The organism is Microvirga pakistanensis (genome assembly GCF_004458765.1).
GTDB lineage: Bacteria > Pseudomonadota > Alphaproteobacteria > Rhizobiales > Beijerinckiaceae > Microvirga > Microvirga pakistanensis.
In genome coordinates this window covers 1-223 of sequence record NZ_SPJX01000534.1, presented here as the reverse complement: position 1 = coordinate 223, position 223 = coordinate 1, and the positions used below count along the sequence as shown (strand labels likewise).

Genomic DNA, 223 nt, shown 5'->3' with positions numbered 1-223 from the left:
TGGTTGTCCCGTAACGGCATGTCGCGCGTCGAGTTCGCGCGGCGGATCGGCGTCACTCCCGGCGCCATCACCCAAATGTGCAATTCGGATCATGCCTGGCTTTCGCGGGACCCCGCGGAACTGATCGCCCGCGAGACCCGCGGAGCGGTCACACCCAATGATTTTCTGCCCCTATCCGCCCAGGAGGCCCTGATGTCCAATTCCGTCACCGAAGCCATCGAGG

1 pseudogene is annotated in these 223 nt (G+C 64.1%); it reads left to right on the top strand.

The annotated features are described in order from the left end of the window. Window positions 1-223, top strand: a pseudogene (locus tag E4K09_RS23705) (3,4-dihydroxy-2-butanone-4-phosphate synthase); the annotation flags it as partial.